This is a genomic window from Nocardioides convexus, from assembly GCF_011090295.1.
Genome location: NZ_JAAMYA010000001.1, coordinates 1,985,947 through 2,002,562 on the forward strand (window position 1 = coordinate 1,985,947; position 16,616 = coordinate 2,002,562).

The following is a 16,616-nucleotide window of genomic DNA, read 5'->3' on the forward strand; positions in this document are numbered from 1 at the left end:
CCAGCAGGACAACGGTTGTCGGGCCAGCCCGACCACCACCCCCACCGCTAGGGTGACGACGTGGCCCACGACCTGGTGATCGTCGCCAACCGCCTGCCCGTCGACCGCGTGACCGGGCCGGACGGGAAGCCGTCCTGGCGCCGCTCCCCCGGCGGCCTGGTCTCCGCGATCGAGCCCGTGATGCGCGCCCACGACGGGGTGTGGGTCGGCTGGCCCGGCGGCACCGAGCAGCGGCTGCGGGCCTTCAAGGACGACGGGCTGTCGCTGGTCCCGCTCTCGATGAGCGCGGAGGAGATCGAGGAGCACTACGAGGGCTTCTCCAACGGCACCCTGTGGCCGCTCTACCACGACGTCGTCGCGAAGCCGGAGTTCCACCGCGAGTGGTGGGACACCTACGTCAAGGTCAACCGCCGCTTCGCCGAGAAGGCCGCGGGCCTGGCGGCCAAGGGCGCGACCGTGTGGGTGCACGACTACCGACTCCAGCTGGTCCCGCAGATGCTGCGCGAGCCTGCGCCCGGACCTGCGGATCGGCTTCTACCTGCACATCCCGTTCCCGCCGGCCGAGCTCTTCCAGCAGGCTCCCGTGGCGCCGCCAGATCCTGGAGGGCCTGCTCGGCGCGGACCTGGTCGGCTTCCAGCCGCCCGGCGCCGCGCAGAACTTCATCCGCCTGGTCCGCCAGCGGGTGGGCCACAAGACGCACCGCGACCTGGTCTACCTGCCCGACGGGCGCACCGTGCGAGCCGCCGCCTTCCCGATCTCGATCGACGCCGCCGGCTTCGAGGAGCCTGGCCGGCTCGGAGGCCGTCGTCGAGCGCGCGGCCGCGATCCGCGAGGCGCTGGGCAACCCGAAGAAGATCTTCCTCGGCATCGACCGGCTCGACTACACCAAGGGCATCTACGCCCGGCTGCGCGCCTTCGGCGAGCCTGATCAGCGACGGCCGGCTCACCGTCGAGGACGCCGTCTTCGTCCAGGTGGCCGTGCCCTCCCGCGAGCGTGTCGAGCACTACCGCAACCTGCGCGACGACATCGAGCGGCTCGTCGGCCGCCTCAACGGCGACCTCGGCCGGATCGGCCGCCCGGCGATCGCCTACCTGCACACGTCCTACCCCCGCGAGGAGATGGCCGCGCTCTACCGCGCTGCGGACGTGATGGTCGTGACGCCGTACCGCGACGGGATGAACCTCGTCGCCAAGGAGTACGTCGCCTGCCGGATCGAGGACGACGGCGCCCCGGTGCTCTCGGAGTTCGCCGGGGCGGCCGACGAGCCTGCGCCAGGCCTGGCTGGTCAACCCCTACGACATGAACGGCATGAAGGGCGCCCTGCTGGAGGCCTACCAGGCCGAGCCCAAGGAGCTCACCCGCCGGATGAGGGCGATGCGCAAGCAGATCGCCCAGCACGACGTGAAGGCCTGGGCCGACAGACTTCATGACCGAGCCTGGAGGACGAGTCGCACGACGGCCACACCAAGGCCCTGCGCCCCGCCGAGCGATCCTGAGCCCGCTCCCCCACCGGACGAGGCACCCGAGGAGCCCCGCGGCGCCGTAGAGTGCGGCCATGGAACTGGTGCCCCTGCGCTCGGTCCCCGGGGTGAGCCTGCTGCCGGGTCCCGACCAGGTCGTCGCCGCGGCGAGCAACGTCGCGCAGAAAGCCTGCTCTACGGCGGCATCGCCGACCTGCGTCCGATGCCGCGCACGCTCATCGACGACGGCGTGCTGCGCGAGGTCTACCACTACCGGCCCTCGGGGCACGTGCAGGAGAAGGGCGACCCGGTCCTGCTCGTGACCCCGCTCGCGGCTCCCTCGAGTCGCTACGACCTGCGCCGGGGGTGCTCGCTGGTGGAGCACTTCGTGACGGAGGGGCGCCCCACCTACCTCGTGGAGTACGGCGAGGTCTCCTTCCGCGACCGCAACCTCGGCATGGAGCACTGGATCGACGAGGTCGTCCCGACCGCGATCCGCGAGGTCTCCGAGCACGCCGGCGGCCGGCCGGTGCACGTCATCGGGTGGAGCCTCGGCGGGATCTTCTCCCTGCTCTCGCTGGCCGACAAGCGCTCGGGTGAGTCTGCCCGTCGCCTCGCTCACCGTCGTCGGCTCCCCCATCGACATCTCGCTGGTGCCGCTGCTCGCGCCCTTCCGCCCGCTGCTCAACCTGTTCAACGGCAACGGACCGATCACCAAGGGCTACCAGGTGCTCGGCGGGGCGCCGAAGCCGCTGGTGAAGTGGGCCTTCCAGGCTCAGCGCCTTCCAGAAGCTCGTCACCAAGCCGATCGCGCTCGCGACCCACGTCGACGACCGGGAGTTCCTGGCGCAGATCGAGGCGGTCGACCACTTCACCGCCAACATGATCGCCTACCCCGGCCGCACCTTCGGTCAGGCTCTACCACCGCTTCGCCAAGGGCAACCAGGCTCGCGACCGGCACCTTCGAGCTCGACGACCGGACCATCGACCCGGCCGACATCACCGTGCCCGTGCTGGTCTTCGGCGGCGCCACCGACGGGATCGCGCCGGTGCCGGCGGTGCGGGCCGTCGTCCCGCTGCTGCAGAACGCGGAGGAGGTCCGCTTCGAGGTCGTGCCGGGCGGCCACCTCGGCATGCTCACCGGCCGCGCCGCGCGCACCACCACCTGGATCGCGATGGACGAGTGGATCACCGAGTGGTCCACCGACAACAAGCCGGTCGTGCCGATCGGCACCAACCGCAAGCGTCGTACGTCGTCGGCGGCCTCGCGCTCGCTGGCGAAGTGAGCCTGGGTCCCCGCACCCGCGCCGGGTACGGCGCCGGGTCGGTCGCCACCGGCGCGTTCGGCACCGTGCCGGGGCTGATGCTGCTGCCGTACCTCACCGACACCCTCGCCGTCCCCGCGCTGGCGGCCGGCGCGATCGTCTTCCTGCCGAAGGCGTGGGACGTCGTCCTCAACCCGCTCGCCGGCCGGATCAGCGACCGCTCGGTGGACCCGCGCGGGCCGCGCCGCCCGTGGCTGCTTCGGGCGGGGATCGCGCTGGCGGTGTGCTTCGCGCTGCTCTTCGCCGCGCCCGACCTGGGCACGCAGGCGGCGAACGCCGCGTGGGTGCTGGTGGCGTTCCTCGCCTGCGCGACGGCGTACGCCTTCTTCCAGGTGCCCTACGTCGCCATGCCCGCCGAGATCACCGACTCCTACGCCGAGCGCACCCGACTGATGACCTGGCGGGTCGCGATCCTGGCGTTCACGATCCTGCTGGCCGGCGCGAGCGCACCCGCGATCCGCGACGCGATCGGTGGCCGCGAGGGCTACCGGGCGATGGGCGCGGCGATGGCGCTGGTCATCCTCGCCGGCGCACTGCTCGCCTACCGCGGCACCCGGGACGCACCCGTCGGCGACATCTCCCCCGGCGCCGGCGGCCCTGCGCGACCAGCCTGCGCCTGGTCGCCGGGGCCCGCGACTTCCGTGTGCTGCTGGCGACCTTCGTGGTGCAGGCGCTCGCGACCGGCTGCATGCTCGCCGGCGTCGACTACCTCGCCGGCGACGTGCTGGAGCGCGACGGCGCGGCCACGATCCTCTTCGTGTGCTTCGTCGGCCCGGCCCTGCTGCTGACGCCGGCGTGGGCGGCCGCCGGACGGCGCATCGGCAAGAGGCAGGGCTACGTCGCCGCTTCCCTCGTCCTCGCGCTCGGCGCCGCGCTCGCGGTGCTCGCCGGGCACGCCCCCAGCGCGGTGGTGTTCGCCGCGGTGGCGCTCGTCGGGGTCGGGTACGCCGGCGTGCAGGTCTTCCCGCTCGCGATGCTCCCTGACGCGGCGGCCGTGGACGCGCGTCGCACCGGCTCCTCCAGGGTGGGTGTCTACACCGGCGTCTGGACCGCGGGCGAGACCCTCGGCCCGGCGCTCGGCCCGGGCCTGTTCGCGGTGGTGCTCGCGCTGGGCGGCTACCGTTCGAGCGACTCCGGTGACGTGCTCCAGCCGGACTCGGCGGTCACCGCGATCACGCTCGGCTTCTCGCTGCTGCCCGCCGCGCTGGTGCTGCTCAGCCTGTGGTGGCTGCGCGGCTACACCCTGGACGAGACGGAGGTCGATCGTGACGCCCGATGAGATCCGCGCCCGGCTGGCGGCGCTGCAGGCCGACGACCTGCCGGTCCACGGCGGCCGCACCCTGGCCTACGTCTACGACGGCGGCCTGGCCGAGGTCGACGCGCTCGCCCGGGAGGCCGTCGCCGCCTTCGCCGGCAGCAACGGCCTCGACCCGACGGCCTTCCCGAGCCTGCTGACGATGGAGAACGACCTCGTCGGGTTCGCCCGCGACCTCCTCGACGGCCCGGAGACGATGGTCGGCACGCTCACCTCCGGTGGCACCGAGTCCTGCCTGCTCGCCGTCCAGGGCGCGCGCGACGCGCACCCCGGCGTGGAGCGCCCGAACATCGTGGTCGCCGACACCGTGCACGCGGCCTTCCACAAGGCGGCGCACTACTTCGGGGTGGAGGCACGGGTGGTGCCGGCCGGTCCCGGCCACCGCGCGGACGCCGCGGCCATGGCGGCCGCGATCGATGCGAGCACCGTGCTGGTGGTGGCCAGCGCGCCGTCGTACGCCCACGGCGTGGTGGACCCCGTCACCGAGATCGCCGCCGCGGCCGGCGAGCGCGGCGTGCGCTGCCACGTGGACGCCTGCATCGGCGGCTGGGTGCTGCCGTACGCCGCCCGGCTGGGCCGCGCGGTCAGCCCGTGGACCTTCGCCGTCGAGGGCGTCACGTCGATCTCGACCGACCTGCACAAGTACGCCTACGCCCCCAAGGGTGCCTCGCTGCTGCTGCACCGCACGCCGGAGCCTGCGCCGCCCGCAGTACTTCGCGCACGCCGGCTGGCCCGGCTACACGATGCTCAACGCCACCCTCCAGTCCACCCGCTCCGGCGGCCCCGTCGCGGGCGCCTGGGCGACCGTGCAGGCGATCGGGGACGACGGCTACCTCGACCTGGTCCGGCGTGCGCTGGAGGCGACCGACGCGATCGCCGCCGGCATCGACGCCCTGGCCGGGCTGAGCCTGGTCGCGCTGCCCGACTCGACGCTCGTCGCGGCGACCGCGGACGCCGGTCTCGACGTGTTCACGGTCTGCGACGAGATGGCGGCCCGCGACTGGTTCGTCCAGCCGCAGGCTCTCCTACGACGACCAGCCGCCCTCGCTGCACCTGGCGGTCAGCGCCACGACCGACCCGGTGGGCTTCCTCGCCGCGCTCGGCGAGTCCGTCGCCGTGGCCCGCGCCGCCGGCCCGGTGCCGGTCGACCCGGGCGTCGCCGACCTGCTGCGCACCCTCGACCCGGCGAGCCTGGGCGATGCGGAGTTCGACCTGCTGCTGGCCGCCGGCGGGCTCGCCGGCGATGGCGGCGGAACTCGGCTTGCCGGAGCGGATGGCGCCGGTCAACGCCCTGCTCGACGTCGCTCCGCCGCGGCTGCGCGAGGCCGTTCTCGTCGCCTTCCTCGACCGGCTGGCGCGGCCCGCCCCGGCGTCGATCGCCGGTGACCTCTAGTACCAAAGGACTAGCGCACCTCGGCCGCGTTCCCGATTCCCCGGGCCGGCGCGCTGCGTAGTTTTCTCGGTACCGACGCGGACCTCGCAGCGCGCTGGAGGGAGCCCCGCCGGGCGAGCACCCCGATGGGTGTGTGCCCCCGGAGGACCAGAAGGCTCGAGATCCGCGTCGGAGCCAGCACCACCGCGTGGCGCCCCTGGGAGGGAGAGGGGCGCCACGGGAGGGTGTCACCGCTCAGCCGGCCGTCGGGTCCTGCCGCGAGATGGCCGCGAAGAGGAACGACGCGAGCGAGCCGGCCAGCAGGACCACCGCCAGCCATCCGAAGCCACGCTCGGCGAGGCTGGTCAGTCGATGACCGACCGCGATGACGTCGCCGGTGTCGCCCGCCGTGGTCAGTGGCCCGACGAAGGTCGCGGCGACCGCGCTCGTGATCGCCATGGCGAGGAGGACCAGGCCCAGCCCGGCGAAGATCCTGCTGACGGCCTTCACCACGGGCTGCCGCCCTCGGCCTGCTCCTGACGGAACAGGCTCCATCCGGGTGCGCAGGCTCGACTGGACCCGCTGGCCCACGAGCCTGGAGACCCACCTGGCGCGCCGCCGCGCAGAACCCCGCCGCGTCGTACCTGCGCTGGAGGTCGGGAACGAGGTCGACCACGAACTCCCGCATCCCCACGGTGCGCAGCCGGATCGCGCCGTCCGCCGTGCTCGCCTCGGCCTCGAAGGTGTCCTGCACGGCGTTGAAGTCATCGAGCTCGCGCGCCAGTCGGGAGCCCGCGATGGCCGGCGGACCGAGGGCGCCGATCGAGACGAGCGCGTCGTGCCGCCGCGCGAGCAGCAAGCGGATCGCCCGGGCGAGGTCGGCGCCGAGGACGGCGGGCTCGGTCCCGCGGTAGTAGCCGTCGGCGACCCAGACGGTGAGCTCGCGCAGGCCGCGCAGGGTCAGCACGACGTTGCCCCCGGCGACCACCGCCTCGGTCTCCAGACTCGGCGATCGGGCCGTGCAGGTCGGGGATCTGCGCGTCGGGCGAGGTCTCGGTGCTCATGCGGTGCGCTCGTCGGCGCCGAGGGTGTCGTGGCCCGACTGCCCGTCGGTCGGGTGTCCCTGCTGGTCGGTGCCCGGGTCGCTCGCCGCGAGGTTCCAGGCGACCGGTCGCGCGGCGTACTCGTCGGGGTGCGCGTTGAGGTAGGTGAGGTTCGCCGACATCGTCCGGGCGATCTCGTCCTCCTTCGCCTTCACGTCCGCCTTGAGCCTTGTCGACGGCCGTCTTGAGCGGCTGGACGACCTGGACCGGCGTCAGGATCTTCTGGCTCGTCTGCACGGCCGTCTTGCCGGCTCCCGCGAGCCTCCTTGATGACGGTCAGCCCGGTCTCGCCCGCCTTGGCCGTGCCGATGGAGATGACCGACGGGAGCAGGGTCAGCACGATCTCCAGGCTCGTGCCCAGGCTGATCCCGATGATCGCGTCGACGGCCTTGGTGGCGTCGTCCAGCAGCCTTTGTTGACGTCCTTGTCCGCGGTCTCCCACAGCCTTCGCGACCGCGGCGACCGACTGGTAGCCGACGTAGGTCGCGGTGTAGAGGTTGCGGGTGTAGCCCTCGAACTTCTCCGCGTAGTTGGTCCGGAAGTTGCGCGCGGCCAGTCCCTCCCACCCGGCGAGGTTGTCCTTGATGGTGTCGATGACGGCCAGGCTCGGGGTTGACGTTGGCCAGCCCGCCCTCGTAGCCCGCGGGCGCCGGCCAGTCGCGGTTGAGGTACTTCGCGGCCTCCTGCACCAACCGGTCCGCGCGCATCCGCAGCCGTGCAGTGTCGGGCATGGTGTTGAAGGGCCGGAACCAGCCGGGGATCTCGTCGAAGTAAGCTTGTCGAAGGTGCCGCCGTTGGGCCGTGGGGCGCCGTCGGTCTGCTCCAGCGCCAGCATCACGTCCTTGCAGCGGTCGCGCAGGTGGTTGGCCTTGGCCACGACATCGCTCATCAGAGCACCACGTCGTTCTTGTGCTTGTCGAACGCCGCCCGCGCGGCTGCGTCGGTCGCGGCGTAGTCGGTCGCGGCGTAGCACAGCGCCGCGCCGGTGTCGTCGAGGTTGGCCGCGGTCGTCTTGAGGTGAGCCACGATGGCGTCGCAGTAGGCGTTGAACTGGACGTGGGAGCCGAAGTCGCCCTGCCCGAAGTCCGCGTGACGCTGCCAGGCCCACTGCTCGTCGCTGATCGGCCCGATCACGTCCTCCGCCTGCTCGAACTGGTCCGCCAGGTGGGGCAGCAAGCTGCGCCCCGGTCTGGTAGATCAGGGCCAGGTCGCCTCCGAGCGTCTCACCTGTCCTGCTCATGTCGTCTCCTCGCGTCGGTGCTTCTCTGGGGGGCTCGCGTCACCGTTGTGCCACCCTCGGCACCGGGCGAAACCCCGGCACGCCGTTAGGGTCGTGCCGTGGGAGCGCTCGCCGGACTCGTCGACCAGGGCCTGATGGCCGCCGACTGGGCGGAGGCCCTCGCTCCCGTCGAGGACCGGGTCGCCGCGCTCGGGCAGTTCCTGCGCGAGGAGGTCGCCGCGGGCCGCGGCTACCAGCCCGCCGGGGAGCAGGTCTTCCGCGCCTTCCAGCGCCCGCTCGCCGAGGTCCGCGTGCTGATCGTCGGCCAGGACCCCTATCCCACGCCCGGGCACCCGATCGGCCTGTGCTTCGCCGTCGAGCGGCACGTGCGGCCGCTGCCGGCCAGCCTGCGCAACATCTACCAGGAGCCTGGCGAACGACGTCGGCGTCGTCCCGCCCGCCCACGGGGACCTCGGCGCCTGGACCGAGCAGGGCGTGATGCTGCTCAACCGGGTGCTGACCGTGCGCCCCGGCGCCTCGGACTCGCACAAGAACCAGGGCTGGGAGCACGTCACGGCGGCGGCGATCCAGGCCGTCGTACGACGCGCGGAGTCGGGTGCCCCGATCGTCGCCGTGCTGTGGGGCAATGCCGCCCGCTCGCTCAAGGCGCACCTCGGGCCGATCCCCGCCGTGGAGTCGCCGCACCCCTCGCCGCTCTCGGCCTCGCGCGGCTTCTTCGGCTCGCGCCCGTTCAGCCAGGTGAACCAGCTTGCTCACCGAGCGCGGCGCGGAGCCGATCGACTGGGCCTTGCTGGACTGACCCATCCGGAATAAAGTTGAAACCTCAACTAGTTGAGGTGGACATGAGCACTGACAGCAGCACCGGACGGATGCCGGCCCTCTACATCGGCCACGGCGCCCCGCCGCTCCTCGACGACCCGGTCTGGTCCGGGCAGGCTCGCCGCCTGGGCGCGCGACCTGCCGCGACCGAAGGCGATCCTGATCGTCAGTGCGCACTGGGAGTCCGCACCGCTCTCGCTCACCGCCAGCGGCGCTCCGCTGGTCTACGACTTCGGCGGGTTCGCGCCCAAGTACTACGCGATGACCTACGAGACGCCCGACGCCACGGCGCTCGCGGCCCGGGTCGCGGCCATGATGCCGCGCACCGAGCCGGTCCACCAGCACACCTCCCGCGGCCTCGACCACGGCGCCTGGGTGCCACTGAGGATCATGTACCCCGCGGCCGACGTACCGGTCCTGCAGATGTCGCTGCCGACCTCCGACCCCGGACGGTTGATGGAGATCGGCCGCCGGCTCCGGCCGCTGCGCGACGAGGGCGTGCTGATCATCGGCTCCGGCTTCCTCACCCACGGCCTGCCGTTCCTCACCTCGTGGCAGATCGACGCCGAGGCGCCGGGCTGGTCGAGCGACTTCGACGCCTGGGCCGGCGAGGCGATGGCGCGCGGCGACGTCGACGAGCCTGGCGTCGTTCAAGGACAAGGCGCCGGGGATGCCCTTCGCCCACCCGACGGTGGAGCACTACAGCCCGCTGTTCGTCACCCTCGGCGCGGCCAGCGACCCGGGCGCGCCCGGTCAGCAGGTCATCGACGGATTCTGGATGGGCCTGTCGAAGCGGTCATTGCAGGTCGCCTGACGCTCCGCGGGGCGACCCACACGTCGCTCACGTGCTGGCGGCCCCGCAGAGCCATCGCCACCACGAAGCAACCGGCCAGGGCCGCACTCAGGAGACCCACGGCGCTCAGTGCGAGGAGCACGGTGTCGAGGATCATGGGGACCTCCTTCCTCGGGGGTTACCGCAGACGATTCCCCTCCTGTCTGTTTTCACACCTGATAACGCCCGGAAATGTGCTAGGCACGCAGACGCGCGCGCAGGTGGGCCACCTCGGCCTCCAGGCTCCAGCACCCGCGCGATACCGGCGAGGTTGAGTCCCTCGGCGAGCAGGTCACGGATGCGGTGCAGGGTCTCGATGTCGGCGCGGCTGTAGAGCCGGGTGCCGCCCTCGCTGCGGGCGGGCGCGAGCAGTCCCCGGCGCTCGTAGACCCGGATGTTCTGGATCGCCAACGAGGTCAGGTCGGCCGCGACCGAGATCGCGAAGACTCCGCGGCCGCCGTCCTCTTGATTCATGGGATCAGATTATCTATAACGGGTGTTGCAGATCTACCGAACGCCCGGCATCCCGCCGGCGGATCCGAAGGGAGACATGTCATGTTGCTGCGCACCACCGACCCGTTCCGCGACTTCGACCGGCTGACCGCCCAGGCTCCTCGGGTCCGGCGTGGGCACCACCAACCGCCCCGCCGCGATGCCCATGGACGCCTGGCGCCGGGGCGAGGAGTTCGTCCTCGAGCTCGACCTGCCCGGCGTGAGCCGCGAGAGCATCGACATCGACGTCGAGCGCAACGTGCTCACGATCCGCGCCGAGCGCCTGCCGCAGAACGGCGACTGGCAGCGGCTCGCCTCCGAGCGCACCCACGGCCAGTTCTCGCGCCAGGCTCGTCCTCGGCGACAACCTCGACCTGGAGCGGATCGACGCGTCGTACGACAACGGCGTGCTGCGGCTGGTGATCCCGGTCGCGGAGAAGGCCAAGCCGCGCAAGATCCAGGTCGGCGGCGCCGACCGCACCGAGGCGATCGAGGCCTGAGGCCCTCAGACGCCGCAGGCTCCGCGTCCGCGGACACGCTCAGCGGACGCGGAGCCTGCGCATCAGCCTTCAGCGACGACAGCATCTGCTTGACGTAGGCGTCGTAGTCCTGGCCCGGCCGCGCGCCCATCACCTGCTTCTTGAGCACCGCGACGTTCTTGGCGTCGGTGTACTTCAACAGGCCCTGGTCGCCGTGCCGTGCGCCCACCCCGGACTGCTTCACCCCGCCCGACGGCGAGGCCTTCGAGGCGTACGCCGTGGCGAGGGAGTCGTTGATGTTGACGTTGCCCGACTCGATCCGCGCCGCGACCGCCTCCGCGCGTGCGATGTCGGCACTCCACACCGAGGCGTTGAGGCCGTAGTCGGTGTCGTTGGCGAGGGCGACGGCCTCGTCCACCGTGCGGTACGGGTAGAGCCCGACCACCGGGCCGAAGGTCTCCGTCGCGCCGGCGAGCATCTCCTTGGTGACGCCTTCCAGCACGGTCGGCTCGAAGAACGCCGGGCCGATGTCCGGGCGTGCGCGACCACCGGTCAGCACGGTCGCGCCCTTCGCGACGGCGTCCTCGACGTGGGAGGCGACCCGGTCGCGGTGCTCGACGCTGACGAGGGATCCCAGGCTCCGGCCCGAAGTCGTACGACGCCCCGATGCTCAGCCGCTCGGCCCGCTCCACGAACGCGGCCCTGAGCTCGTCGTACCGGCTCTCGGGGAGGTAGATCCGCTCGATGTGCATGCAGATCTGGCCGGTGTTGCCGAAGACGCCGAACATCGCGCCCTCCACCCACTCCGCGGCGTCCACGTCGTCGAGCACGACCATCGGGTTCTTGCCGCCGGAACCAGGCAGCAGCCGATCAGGTTGCGCCCGGCGCGCTCGCCGATCACCCGGCCGGTGGCCGTGGAGCCGGTGAACATCACGTAGTCCGCGTTGTCGATCAGCGTCGGGCCGATGTCGGGGCCCTCCCCGCACACGACCTGGAACAGGCCCTTCGGCAGGCCCGCCTCCTCCAGCAACGAGATGCCGTAGAGCGGCGACAGCGCGGTCTTGTTGTCGGGCTTGACCACGACCGCGTTGCCGGCGATGAGCGCCGGGATCGCGTCGGAGAGACCGGTGGCGAAGGGGAAGTTCCAGGGCGCGATGATCCCGACGACGCCCTTGGGGACGCGGACCTCGGTCGAGCCTGGACAGGAACGGGATCGGGCCGCCGTGCTTGGCGGGCGCGAGCAGCCTTCTTGGCGCGCTTGAGGTAGTACGACATCACCATCGGCGGGTCGCAGGTCTCCTCGATCGCCATCCGCCGGTTCTTGCCGCTCTCGACCTGGATCAGGTCCGCGGTGGTGTGGGCGTTGTCGATGAGCAGCGTGTGCGCCCGCTCGAAGACCTCCAGCCGCTTCGCGACCGGCCACTGCGCCCACAGCGCCTGCGCCGCACGGGCCTCGGCGAAGGCCTGCTCGATGTCCTCGGGCGTGGACTGCGGCAGGCTCGACGAGGACCTCGCCCGTGTAGACCTCGGTCAGCCTCCAGGTGGCGCCGGTGCGGCCCGGCACCCGGGCGACCAGACTGCTCCAGCAGGGCGTCGGTGACCGAGGCGGGCCGGCTCGTCGTCACCGCACACCGCCCAGGATCAGGCTCGGCGGCCTTCTCGCCGATCATGTAGCACGGCGCGTTGGTGTTGCCGCCGGTGATGCTCGGCATGATCGAGGCGTCGGCGACGCGCAGGCCCTCGATGCCGCGGACCTTCAGGTCCGGGCCGACGACCGCACGGTCGTCCACGCCCATCCGGCAGGTGCCGACGCCGTGGTAGACCGACGTCGAGCGCTCGCGCAGCGCGTGCCGCAGGCTCCGGGCCGTTGGGGATTCCGGGGCCGGGGTGGATCTCGGCCTTCACGCCACCACCGAACGCGGCGGAGGCCATGATCTCGCGGATCATCTCGGTGCCCTCGGCGAGCACCTCGACGTCGTTCGGGTCGGTGAAGAAGCCGTAGTCGATGAGCGGCGCGGCCGTCGGGTCGGCCGAGGCCAGACGCAGGGTCCCGCGGCTCTTGGGGTAGATCAGCGTCGAGAACACCGTGAGCCCCGGACGCGGGTCGGGCATGTGCCGGACCGGCTCGTCCTGGTTGGGGCTCGGATAGGTCCACGGCAGGGCGTGCAGCTGCAGGTCCGGTACGTCGGTGGCGTGCGAGGTGCGCACGAAGCCGACCGACTCGAAGACCGAGTGGTCGAGGAAGGAGCCGCCGAAGGTCAGGTCGCGGGCCATGCCCTTGAGGAAGGTCCACGGGTTGCCGCGGAAGGTGACGCTCGGGACGTGGAAGGACAGCGGGTGGAAGAGGTGGTCGTGCAGGTTGTCGCCGACCGGCAGGTCCGCGACGCAGTCGATGCCGACGCTGGCGAGGTGCTCGGCGTGGCCGATGCCGGAGAGCATGAGCAGGCTGCGGGCTGTTGGCGAAGCCGGCGGAGACGATGACCTCCTTGCCGGCCTTGATGAAACGACGGGTGCCCCCGCCCTTGCCCTGGTCGATGACCTCGACGCCGGTCGCGCGGCCGTTCTCGATGACGATCTTGGCGGCGTGCACCTCGGTCTGGAACTCCAGCGTGCGCGGAGCGAGGCTGTGCACGTAGCCGCGGGTGGAGGAGTAGCGCACGCCGTCGGCGGCGTTCTGCTGCATCCGCGCGATGCCCTCCTGCTCGGCGGCGTTGTAGTCGTCGAGGATCTTCACGCCGAGGGTGTCGGCGGTGGCCTGGATGAACTGGAGGGTGGCCTCCTGCGGCTTGTCCTTGCGGGAGATCCGGATCGGGCCGCCGGCGCCGCGGTAGGCGTTCTCGCCGTCCTCGAAGTCCTCGAAGCGCTTGAAGGCCGCGTTGACGTCGTCGGCACCCCACCCGGCGTTGCCCTCGGCCGCCCAGGAGTCGTAGTTCGCGCGATTGCCCCGCACGTAGACCATCCCGTTGACCGAGTCTGGAGCCGCCGCCGACCTTGCCGCGCGGCGCGGGCATCCGCCGCCCGTCGAGTCCCGCCTGCGGCACCGAGCGGTAGCCCCAGTCGAAGAGCCGCTCGAGCTTCGGCTCGGAGTGCATCGGGCCGATCATCCCGGGCTTCTTGGTGAAGTAGCGGTGCATGCCCTTGTCGTCGGACTTGCCGGCCTCGAGCAGGATCACGCTCGCACCGGACTGGGCGAGCCGGCCGGCGACGATCGCCCCCGAGCCTCCCGGATCCCACCACCACGTAGTCGGCCTCGTTGCTGCGCGAGTTGTTGCCTGCCGGACGCTTCGCCATGCGCGCTTCCCATCCTTCGATCGAGTGACCGGGGTCATACGGCGGCCCGGCGGGCTCACTGTAACGCGTTCTAGTTTCGTCACGAAAGGGTTTCATGTTTCGTCGGTGAGAGAATGGCTCCGTGCGGATCCTGTCCATCCAGTCCTCGGTCGCCTACGGCCACGTCGGCAACTCGGCCGCCGTCTTCCCCCTCCAGCGCCTCGGCCACGAGGTGTGGCCCGTGTTCACGGTGCACTTCTCCAACCACACCGGCTACGGCGCCTGGCGCGGCCCGCTGCTCGACCCCGCCGACGTCGCCGAGGTGATCGCGGGGATCGAGGACCGCGGCGTCCTGCCGACCTGTGACGCGGTGCTCTCGGGCTACCAGGGCTCCCCCGCGGTCGCCTCGGTGATCGTGGAGGCGGTGCGCAAGGTCAAGGCCGCGAACCCCGCGGCGACGTACACCTGCGACCCGGTGATGGGCAACGCCAAGTCCGGCTGCTTCGTGAACCCGGAGATCCCGCCGATCATCCGCACCGAGGTGGTCCCGGTCGCCGACATCCTCACCCCGAACCAGTTCGAGCTCGGCTTCATCACCGGCCACGACGCCCTCGGCGGGCCCTCGCCCATCGCCGACGTCCTCGCCGCCGCCGACGAGGTCCGGGCGATGGGTCCCTCCACCGTCCTGGTCACCTCCGTGGAGCGCGACGACGCCCCCGCCGACGTGATCGAGATGGTCGCCGTCACCGGCGACGGGGCCTGGATCGTGCAGACCCCGCGCCTGCCGATGAAGGCCAACGGCTCCGGCGACATCACCGCGGCTCTCTTCACCGCCCACCTCCACGACACCGGCTCCCCCGCCCTCGCGCTGGGCCGCACCGTCGCCTCGGTGTACGACGTGCTGAAGGCCACGCTCGAGTCGGGCGAGCGCGAGCCTGCGACTGATCGCGGCGCAGGAGGCGATCGCCGTACCGGACGAGCGGTTCGAGGTGCGGCAGCCTGCGCTGACTACGATGGGCGCGCGCTCGGGCCGCCGGGCGCGCGCCGGTGTAAACTCAGTTGGTAGAGCGCCTCTCTTGTAAAGAGGATGTCGCGGGTTCGAATCCTGTCACCGGCTCCGCCGTCCCGGGTCCCGGCGCGGTCGCGCTCAGTCGGCGGCGGGGTGGGCCCAGCGACCGCGGGCCTGCTGGATGTGGCTGACGAGCAGGCGCTCGACCAGCACGGCGTCGCGCGCCTCGATCGCGTCCAGGATCGTGTGGTGCTCCTCCGCACAGCCGACCAGGCTCGCCCCGCTCCAGCAGCGAGGCCAGGCCGTAGAGCCGGGTGTGCGCGCGCAGGCTCCTCGACCAGGGCGCTGATCCGCCGGTTGCCGGCGTAGGCGAGCAGGCGCAGGTGGAAGGCCCGGTCGGTGTCGGTGTAGGCGATCAGGTCACCGGCGAGGGCGCCGTCCACGATCGCCTGTGCCATCGCGCGCAGCCGCGGCAGGTCGGCATCCGGGATCTCGGGGGTCACCTGTGCGACCAGGCGCGGCTCGAGGAGCAGGCGCAGCTCGGTGATCTCGTCGAGGTCCGACTCGTCGATCTCGGTGACCCGGTAACCCTTGTTGGGCACGGTCTCGACGAGCTTCTCCCGCACCAGGTCGAGCATCGCCTCCCGCACCGGCGTGGCGGAGACACCGAAGCGCTCGCCCAGCGCGGGTGCCGAGTAGACGACCCCGGGCTCCAGGCTCGCCGGAGACGATCGCCGCGCGCAGCCCGTGCGAGACGCGCTCGCGCAGGCTGGTCTTCTCGACCGGCCGGATGCTCCTGATGCTGCTCACGGGGACCCTCGCACGCGGCGAGTCTAGTGCTCGTGCCATGGCACCGTCAGGAGTCGGCCAGGCTCCCCCAGCGGCACGGGTACGGCGATGTTGCGCCGGCAGGTCGAGGCCAGGTCGTCCACGGTGAGCGGCCGATCGCCGGCGGCGAGCCGGGCGGTCGCGAAGCCGCAGACCCGGCCCTGGCACCAGCCCATGCCGGGACGGGCGAGCAGGCTTGAGCGTGCGGGCGTCGGCCGCACCGAGCTCGTCGCGCGCCGCGCACAAGGTGGCGTAGGTGACCTCCTCGCAGCGGCAGACGACCGTGCCGGGGCGCAGCCAGGTCTCCCAGGACGGGGGCACGGGGTGCGCCCGGTGCATCGCTCCGGCGAACCGGCGCCCGCGCCCCACCGTGCGGCGCAGGGCGCGCACCCGGCGCTCGGCGACCGGGCGTCCCGCGTCGGACACCACGCTGAGCGCGGCGAGCTTCGCCCTCGGCCAAGGCCAGCAGGGCGCCGCCGACCCCGGTGACCTCTCCGGCGGCGTACACACCGGGGACGTCGGTGCGCTGCCCGGCGTCGACCTCGACCACGAGCGACTCGTCGGTGTCGACCCTCAGCCGCGCACCGAGCGTGGTGAACAGGTCGAGGGAGGGGGTGAAGCCCCAGCCGAGCGCGACGACGTCGGCCTCCACGCGGCGGGGCCGTACGCCGGCCCGGACCCGGCCCGCACGGTCGAGCCGGGACAGGGTGACCGCACTGACCGCGTCGTCGCCGTGGACCTCGGTGACGGCGGTGCGGGTGTGGAACGGGATCCGGTGGCGGGCGAGCGCGGCGGCGTACCGGGCCGCCTCGACGCTCTTCGACGGCACGGCGGCCGTGCCCAGGGGCGAGCGGGCCCAACCGCCGAGCGAGCCGGCCTCGCAGACCGCGACCACCTCGACGCCGGCCTCGGCGAGACCGGTGGCGACGGGCAGCAGGAAGGGCCCGGTCCCGGCGACGACCGCACGACGCCCCGGGACGACCTGGCTGCCCTTGAGCAGCGCCTGCGCGCCGCCCGCGGCGAGCACACCGGGCAGGTCCCAGCCGGGAACGGGAAGCTCGCCGGTCGTA

16 protein-coding genes, 1 tRNA gene and 14 pseudogenes are annotated in these 16,616 nt (G+C 72.3%); 13 read left to right on the top strand and 18 right to left on the bottom strand.

Annotated features, from left to right (window positions below; translation table 11 throughout):
* Positions 1 to 60: 60 nt before the first annotated feature.
* The 6 genes and pseudogenes from G5V59_RS14785 (at position 61) to G5V59_RS14810 (ending at position 5,495) form a co-directional block, all read left to right on the top strand.
* Positions 61 to 1,548, top strand: a pseudogene (locus G5V59_RS14785) (trehalose-6-phosphate synthase).
* 9 nt (positions 1,549 to 1,557) lie between these two features.
* Positions 1,558 to 1,785, top strand: a complete 228-nt coding sequence (locus G5V59_RS14790) for a hypothetical protein (RefSeq protein WP_278256961.1) — start codon at positions 1,558 to 1,560, stop codon at positions 1,783 to 1,785.
* A 273-nt stretch (positions 1,786 to 2,058) separates the two neighbouring features.
* On the top strand, positions 2,059 to 2,748 hold the full coding sequence (locus G5V59_RS14795) for a hypothetical protein (RefSeq protein WP_278256962.1): 690 nt from the start codon (positions 2,059 to 2,061) through the stop codon (positions 2,746 to 2,748).
* Between the two features lie 77 nt (positions 2,749 to 2,825).
* Positions 2,826 to 3,335, top strand: a pseudogene (locus tag G5V59_RS14800) (MFS transporter); the annotation flags it as partial.
* Positions 3,336 to 3,430: 95 nt separating this feature from the next.
* Positions 3,431 to 4,066, top strand: a complete 636-nt coding sequence (locus G5V59_RS14805) for an MFS transporter (protein WP_278256963.1) — start codon at positions 3,431 to 3,433, stop codon at positions 4,064 to 4,066.
* Positions 4,053 to 5,495, top strand: a complete 1,443-nt coding sequence (locus G5V59_RS14810) for an aminotransferase class V-fold PLP-dependent enzyme (RefSeq protein WP_278256964.1) — start codon at positions 4,053 to 4,055, stop codon at positions 5,493 to 5,495. Before G5V59_RS14805 ends, G5V59_RS14810 begins: the two co-directional genes overlap by 14 nt.
* Before the next feature lie 234 nt (positions 5,496 to 5,729).
* On the opposite strand, the gene G5V59_RS14815 is transcribed toward G5V59_RS14810, so the two are convergent.
* From G5V59_RS14815 to G5V59_RS14835, 5 genes are read right to left on the bottom strand one after another with little or no spacing between them, the layout of a single operon-like run.
* Entirely contained in the window at positions 5,730 to 6,242 is a 513-nt protein-coding gene (locus G5V59_RS14815) for a hypothetical protein (protein ID WP_278256965.1), read from the bottom strand.
* Positions 6,239 to 6,538: a hypothetical protein gene (locus G5V59_RS14820; protein ID WP_278256966.1), complete on the bottom strand. Its 300-nt coding sequence runs from the start codon at positions 6,536 to 6,538 to the stop codon at positions 6,239 to 6,241. The genes G5V59_RS14815 and G5V59_RS14820 overlap by 4 nt, the downstream gene beginning before the upstream one ends.
* Complete coding sequence (locus tag G5V59_RS14825) at positions 6,535 to 6,732, bottom strand: hypothetical protein (RefSeq protein WP_278256967.1); 198 nt, start codon at positions 6,730 to 6,732, stop codon at positions 6,535 to 6,537. The genes G5V59_RS14820 and G5V59_RS14825 overlap by 4 nt, the downstream gene beginning before the upstream one ends.
* Entirely contained in the window at positions 6,729 to 7,466 is a 738-nt protein-coding gene (locus G5V59_RS14830; RefSeq protein ID WP_278256968.1) for a hypothetical protein, read from the bottom strand. The genes G5V59_RS14825 and G5V59_RS14830 overlap by 4 nt, the downstream gene beginning before the upstream one ends.
* The gene (locus tag G5V59_RS14835) at positions 7,466 to 7,753 is read right to left on the bottom strand and encodes a hypothetical protein (RefSeq protein ID WP_278256969.1); all 288 of its coding nucleotides are present in this window, start codon (positions 7,751 to 7,753) and stop codon (positions 7,466 to 7,468) included. Before G5V59_RS14835 ends, G5V59_RS14830 begins: the two co-directional genes overlap by 1 nt.
* Positions 7,754 to 7,951: 198 nt before the next feature.
* On the opposite strand from G5V59_RS14835, the pseudogene G5V59_RS14840 reads away from it, so the two are divergent.
* Positions 7,952 to 8,616, top strand: a pseudogene (locus tag G5V59_RS14840) (uracil-DNA glycosylase).
* 28 nt (positions 8,617 to 8,644) lie between these two features.
* Here the strand turns inward: G5V59_RS14840 and G5V59_RS14845 are convergent.
* The gene (locus G5V59_RS14845; RefSeq protein ID WP_278256970.1) at positions 8,645 to 8,839 is read right to left on the bottom strand and encodes a hypothetical protein; all 195 of its coding nucleotides are present in this window, start codon (positions 8,837 to 8,839) and stop codon (positions 8,645 to 8,647) included.
* Between G5V59_RS14845 and G5V59_RS14850 the strand changes: the two are divergent.
* Both G5V59_RS14850 and G5V59_RS14855 read left to right on the top strand, forming a co-directional pair.
* Positions 8,799 to 9,212, top strand: a pseudogene (locus G5V59_RS14850) (class III extradiol ring-cleavage dioxygenase); the annotation flags it as partial. The gene G5V59_RS14845 and the pseudogene G5V59_RS14850 overlap by 41 nt on opposite strands.
* A gap of 94 nt (positions 9,213 to 9,306) precedes the next feature.
* Positions 9,307 to 9,450 carry a hypothetical protein gene (locus G5V59_RS14855; RefSeq protein WP_278256971.1) on the top strand — a complete coding sequence of 48 codons (144 nt, stop codon included), beginning with the start codon at positions 9,307 to 9,309 and terminating at the stop codon, positions 9,448 to 9,450.
* A gap of 132 nt (positions 9,451 to 9,582) precedes the next feature.
* Here the strand turns inward: G5V59_RS14855 and G5V59_RS14860 are convergent, their stop codons facing one another.
* Complete coding sequence (locus G5V59_RS14860) at positions 9,583 to 9,942, bottom strand: MerR family transcriptional regulator (RefSeq protein ID WP_278256972.1); 360 nt, start codon at positions 9,940 to 9,942, stop codon at positions 9,583 to 9,585.
* A gap of 184 nt (positions 9,943 to 10,126) precedes the next feature.
* Between G5V59_RS14860 and G5V59_RS14865 the strand changes: the two are divergent.
* Positions 10,127 to 10,243 (top strand): annotated as a pseudogene (locus G5V59_RS14865) (Hsp20/alpha crystallin family protein); the annotation flags it as partial.
* A 100-nt stretch (positions 10,244 to 10,343) separates the two neighbouring features.
* A complete protein-coding gene (locus G5V59_RS14870) occupies positions 10,344 to 10,460 on the top strand; it encodes a hypothetical protein (protein ID WP_278259852.1) in 117 nt (38 codons plus the stop codon).
* Between the two features lie 211 nt (positions 10,461 to 10,671).
* On the opposite strand, the pseudogene G5V59_RS14875 reads toward G5V59_RS14870, so the two are convergent.
* From G5V59_RS14875 to G5V59_RS14905, 7 pseudogenes are all read right to left on the bottom strand, one after another.
* Positions 10,672 to 11,076, bottom strand: a pseudogene (locus tag G5V59_RS14875) (aldehyde dehydrogenase family protein); the annotation flags it as partial.
* Between the two features lie 73 nt (positions 11,077 to 11,149).
* Positions 11,150 to 11,275 (bottom strand): annotated as a pseudogene (locus G5V59_RS14880) (aldehyde dehydrogenase family protein); the annotation flags it as partial.
* Positions 11,276 to 11,358: 83 nt separating this feature from the next.
* Positions 11,359 to 11,733, bottom strand: a pseudogene (locus G5V59_RS14885) (aldehyde dehydrogenase family protein); the annotation flags it as partial.
* Positions 11,734 to 11,735: 2 nt separating this feature from the next.
* Positions 11,736 to 11,936, bottom strand: a pseudogene (locus G5V59_RS14890) (aldehyde dehydrogenase family protein); the annotation flags it as partial.
* Positions 11,937 to 12,151: 215 nt separating this feature from the next.
* Positions 12,152 to 12,295, bottom strand: a pseudogene (locus tag G5V59_RS14895) (GMC oxidoreductase); the annotation flags it as partial.
* Between the two features lie 82 nt (positions 12,296 to 12,377).
* Positions 12,378 to 12,878 (bottom strand): annotated as a pseudogene (locus G5V59_RS36715) (GMC oxidoreductase); the annotation flags it as partial.
* A 67-nt stretch (positions 12,879 to 12,945) separates the two neighbouring features.
* Positions 12,946 to 13,398 (bottom strand): annotated as a pseudogene (locus G5V59_RS14905) (GMC family oxidoreductase N-terminal domain-containing protein); the annotation flags it as partial.
* Positions 13,399 to 13,851: 453 nt separating this feature from the next.
* Between G5V59_RS14905 and pdxY the strand changes: the two are divergent.
* A complete protein-coding gene (gene pdxY / locus G5V59_RS14915; RefSeq protein ID WP_341350948.1) occupies positions 13,852 to 14,775 on the top strand; it encodes a pyridoxal kinase PdxY in 924 nt (307 codons plus the stop codon).
* Positions 14,753 to 14,826, top strand: a tRNA-Thr gene (locus G5V59_RS14920). Before pdxY ends, G5V59_RS14920 begins: the two co-directional genes overlap by 23 nt.
* A gap of 30 nt (positions 14,827 to 14,856) precedes the next feature.
* On the opposite strand, the gene G5V59_RS14925 is transcribed toward G5V59_RS14920, so the two are convergent.
* The 4 genes and pseudogenes from G5V59_RS14925 to G5V59_RS14940 all read right to left on the bottom strand — a co-directional run bounded on the left by G5V59_RS14925 (position 14,857) and on the right by G5V59_RS14940 (position 16,573).
* A complete protein-coding gene (locus tag G5V59_RS14925) occupies positions 14,857 to 14,991 on the bottom strand; it encodes an FCD domain-containing protein (protein WP_341351212.1) in 135 nt (44 codons plus the stop codon).
* Between the two features lie 107 nt (positions 14,992 to 15,098).
* Positions 15,099 to 15,356: pseudogene (locus G5V59_RS14930) on the bottom strand (FCD domain-containing protein); the annotation flags it as partial.
* Positions 15,349 to 15,567 (bottom strand): annotated as a pseudogene (locus tag G5V59_RS14935) (hypothetical protein); the annotation flags it as partial. The pseudogenes G5V59_RS14935 and G5V59_RS14930, both read right to left, overlap by 8 nt.
* 7 nt (positions 15,568 to 15,574) lie before the next feature.
* Positions 15,575 to 16,573 carry an FAD-dependent oxidoreductase gene (locus G5V59_RS14940; RefSeq protein ID WP_278256973.1) on the bottom strand — a complete coding sequence of 333 codons (999 nt, stop codon included), beginning with the start codon at positions 16,571 to 16,573 and terminating at the stop codon, positions 15,575 to 15,577.
* Positions 16,574 to 16,616 lie beyond the last annotated feature (43 nt).